Here is a 4,084-nt window from a genome sequence, read left to right on the forward strand (position 1 = left end):
TACTACAGTTGTAAGTATGATAGAATAGGAGGAAAAGAGAAAGCCAGGAGAAACCGTCGTATGAATCAGCAAGAAGCCTCGTCGTTTCCATGCGCCGAAGATCTCTGGATGACCCAATTCCAGCAGATGTGTGAGCGAATCGGCCCCTGTTTTAGCCGCTCAGAGACCCGCAAGCGAGTCCGAGCCTATCTGCAAGGGCTGCTGAGTCCTCTCGAACGCAAAAACGGATGGCAATTGGCCGAGGAAGCAGGCGAAAGTACTCCCTATGCGATGCAGTATTTGCTCGATCGGGCCGTGTGGGACGTCGAAGAACTGCGCGAGGTGCTGGGTGGGTACGTCAAGGAAGCCATCGGGAATGCCGATGGCATGCTCGTCATAGACGAGACGGGCTTTCTCAAAAAAGGGACAAAATCAGTGGGAGTCCAGCGACAATACAGCGGAACCGCTGGTCGCATCGAAAATTGTCAGATTGGCGTCTTTTTGGCCTACGCGACTGCGGCCGGTCATACCCTCTTGGATCGAGAACTGTATTTGCCTAAGAGTTGGACCAACGATCCGCAGCGGTGTCGAGAAGCCGATGTGCCCCTCGAGGTGGGCTTCGCCACCAAACCCGAGTTGGCGGCACGAATGCTTTGGCGCACCCTCGATGACGGCATGAAGGCCCGTTGGGTTCTGGGCGATAGCGTCTATGGGAGCCATCGTCCTCTGCGAGCAGGCTTAGAGGCACGTTCACAAGCGTACGCGCTGGCTGTTGCCTCAAAGGAGAAGGTCGAGGCGCACGGCAGGCGGCAGCGCGTTGCTCAGGTCGCCCGAGACCTGACAACCAACCAGTGGCAGCAGCTCGCGGCGGGTTCTGGCAGCAAGGGACCCCGCCTCTTTGAGTGGGCTGCCGTCCAGATCGCTGGGGCAGAGAAGGAAGGATGGAACCACTGGCTGGTTATTCGACGGAGTCTGAACGAAGGCGCCAAAGCAGCCGAGATGGCCTATTTCCTGGTCTTTGCTCCCACCGCCACTCCACTGTGGGAGATGGTTCATGCGATTGGCAGTCGCTGGACGGTGGAACAATGTTTTGAGGAAGCCAAAGGAGAAGTGGGCCTGGATGAGTATGAGGTGCGCTCCTTTCAAGGGTGGTACCGTCACATCACTCTTTCGATGCTTGCCCACGCTTTTCTCATCGTTCTGCGAGCCCAGAGCCAGACCAACCCTGCCCACGAGAAGCAAAGCGAGGGAAAAAAACGCTGCAAACCCTTGCCGTCCCATGCTCCATCCCAGACCCTCTCGGACTTCAAACGCCAGAGAGGGCTGACTTGCCCGTCATGGTCCCTCTGAGCGTGGCCGAGGTGCGACGCCTCTTCTGCGCCCTGCTGCTTTCTCCTGCGGTCTCCTTTCCGTTCCGGCTCGCCTGGTCCTTCTTTCGTCGTACCCACCAAGCCATCGCTCGACGCTCTCATTACAAGCGTCGTCTGGCCGCTCTTCCTTACTTACAACTGTAGTATTAGTTGGGCGGGTGTCGCGTGTACGTTTTGTATGGCGCGTGCCGCCAAAATGGCATCGTCGCGTATCCTGCTGGTGCTTCCCTGTGCGCTGCCGAGTGCGCGGCTGACTGAGAGCAGCAGCTCACGCACCGCAGCCATCGCCTTCTGGGTTCGCTTGACCACGTTCGGCTCTCCCCTCGGCACGACCAAGATAAAGAACAGTGCAATCATTGCCGCGACGACGATGTAAAGCAGGTACTCGAGCAGCCCTGTTGATGCTGGCAGACTTTTCGTGGCGATGCCCAGGAGCAACACCTGGACAGCGAGCATGGCATAGGAGATCGTCCTGTTCTTCAGCATGAAAGGGAACGCGAAGAAGAATGCGACCAGTGCCAGTAGCAGCAATATCGTTGGGGGGACTAGCAATGCTAGCCCCGCTGCGATCCCCACCCCGAAGATGGCTCCTGCAATTTGCTGGAGTGCATTCGCCGCCGTGTCCTGCCAGGTCGGTTGGATAATCGCAAATGTTATGGTGAGGAACGCCACGTTGAGAGGATTGCCCCGGTTGAGTGACGCGATGACCAGAGCGATAAGGACGACCAAGGCACTCCGCAGCGCTTGCCGCAGGATGATGGAGTCCCAGGAAACGAGCGCGCGGCAGGTCTCGGAGAAGCTCGTGCCAGGCAATTTGGAGAGGGTCGCCGGAGTACGATCTCTCCTCAAGACTGCCAGACGCACCCTCTCTAATGACCGCCAGAGGCTTGCGACGACATTTTGCAGTTCGTCGGGAAGCTCGCCAGCAGACGCTTCGCCCGTGCGTGGCGGGGGGACAGGAGCGGGAGGGGCCTTCTTTGCTTCGATGAGACCCACCAGTTCTCTTGCCTCTTGGTCCGCCTGATCAAGGATGGAACGAATACGCAGGGCATCTGCTTGGGACATTTGTTCCAGCCTGGTAGTGAGGATGAGGCGTGCAACATAGGAGGCTTCAGCTCCATTCAGCGCTTCGCTCATCCACTGCTTCGCATGAACCGCACGCAACGTCTTCCAGGCCGTGTCTATCGTCCCCATGTCAGCATCGGTCAGGACACGAGCAATGGCCTGGCGGGTGATCAAGGATGGGTCTCTCCACCCCAGGACGAGCCGCATCAACGCAATCACGACGACAGCGACAGCGATGGCGCCAAAAATGTGTAGGACCGGAAGGTTGTTAGGAAGTTGTAATCCGAACCCGCTGAGCACGCCAAGGACAAACGCCGAGCCGACCGTTGTGTAGCGGGGGCTGAACGCTGGGAGGAGCCCGGCGATGAAGACCATTACCACGATCACAGGGATTGCCCCCCATGGAGACGCCGTGGTCAAGAAATGTACGCCGCCAACGGCCAGGATGAAGATAGGTCCGAACCAAGCCATCATTTGGAGGTCCGAGCGCAACGGGCCACCGACCGCGGCCGTCAACACGAACCAGGCGCACAACGCCGCAAGGATAGCTGCTGTTCCGAAGCCCAAGATCACCGCCACGATAGTCGCTACTGCTATCGAGAAGAAGAAAAGCAGACCAACGATCAGCGAAGACCTATCGAGGCTGAGACCAGTGTCGCCGAACAGTTGCCGACGCAGCCAGTCTCGGAAAGCATGGCTGGCGCTGGATCCATTGCCTTGCTGCGAGATATGACGATCATCTTCCATACTCGATCTCCAAGTCGCCGGTGCACGCTCATGGTCTCAACCTCGAAAGTGCCAGAACTCCGGCAACACACTTCATGCTGACCATTCTTCTCTGAGCACCACGGCGCACTCTCTGTTCTGACGCTCCCTGAGAAAGTACTCCTGGTCGCACCAACAGGAAGACCCGCCTCAGGAGGGGGCACGCTACGGTGCGACGACGAGCTGGATCGGATTGCCCTCCTGCTTGGTGAGCCGCTCGACCCCACGGGCGACCTGCTCGAGGGGCATCACCTCGCTGACCGATCTCGACACGTCCAGCCGTCCTGTGGCGACGAGTGTGACGAGCTGATCCAGGTGTTCCTTCCGATAGCCGAGGTGCCCGAGCAGGGTATGGGATTTCACGCTGAAATCGGTGCCGGGACCAAGGGCGAGAGGCTCCTGAGAGAGCCCGATCATCACGACAGTACGGTTGAAGAGCTGATGGCCCAGCGCGGGATTGTCCTCACCTATGAAACCATCCGTCAGTGGGGCCTGAAGTTTGGACAACCCTCTGCCAATGAATGGCGTCGCCGCCGTCCTGGCTGTGGAGACACATGGCATCTGGATGAGATGGTGCTCACCATTCGTGGTCAGAAGCACTCTCTCTGGCGAGCGGTCGAGACTGATGGAAACGTGCTTGACATCTTGGTGCAGAGCCGACGCGAACCGCGAAAGCTGCCAAGCGATTTTTTCGCCAACTGCTCAAAAGCTTGCCATCCGTTCCTCGAGTGATTCTTCCCGATACACTCAGGAGTTATGGGGCGGCCACACGTGAACTCCTGCCTGGGGTGGAGCAGCGGCAGCACAAACGGCGAGAGTATTCGGGCAGAGAACTCGCACCAGCCCACACGACTGCGCGAGAAGAACATGCGGCGCTTCAAATCGGCAAGCCATGCCCAGCGCTT

At 58.6% G+C, this 4,084-nt stretch carries 4 protein-coding genes; 2 read left to right on the forward strand and 2 right to left on the reverse strand.

Annotated elements, in window-relative coordinates; all coding sequences use genetic code 11:
• The first annotated feature begins 60 nt into the window (after positions 1-60).
• Entirely contained in the window at positions 61-1,329 is a 1,269-nt protein-coding gene (locus AC11W3_RS21645) for an IS701 family transposase (RefSeq protein ID WP_484093756.1), read from the forward strand.
• A gap of 152 nt (positions 1,330-1,481) precedes the next feature.
• On the opposite strand, the gene AC11W3_RS21650 is transcribed toward AC11W3_RS21645, so the two are convergent.
• Together AC11W3_RS21650 and AC11W3_RS21655 are read right to left on the reverse strand one after the other, a co-directional pair.
• Entirely contained in the window at positions 1,482-3,161 is a 1,680-nt protein-coding gene (locus tag AC11W3_RS21650) for an FUSC family protein (protein ID WP_484093757.1), read from the reverse strand.
• 183 nt (positions 3,162-3,344) lie between these two features.
• The gene (locus AC11W3_RS21655) at positions 3,345-3,686 is read right to left on the reverse strand and encodes a hypothetical protein (RefSeq protein WP_484093759.1); all 342 of its coding nucleotides are present in this window, start codon (positions 3,684-3,686) and stop codon (positions 3,345-3,347) included.
• Between AC11W3_RS21655 and AC11W3_RS21660 the strand changes: the two genes are divergently transcribed.
• The gene (locus AC11W3_RS21660) at positions 3,621-3,911 is read left to right on the forward strand and encodes a DDE-type integrase/transposase/recombinase (RefSeq protein ID WP_484093758.1); all 291 of its coding nucleotides are present in this window, start codon (positions 3,621-3,623) and stop codon (positions 3,909-3,911) included. The two genes, AC11W3_RS21655 and AC11W3_RS21660, sit on opposite strands and share 66 nt — an antisense overlap.
• The last annotated feature ends 173 nt before the right edge of the window (positions 3,912-4,084 follow it).

Source organism: Geomonas sp. (assembly GCF_056994735.1).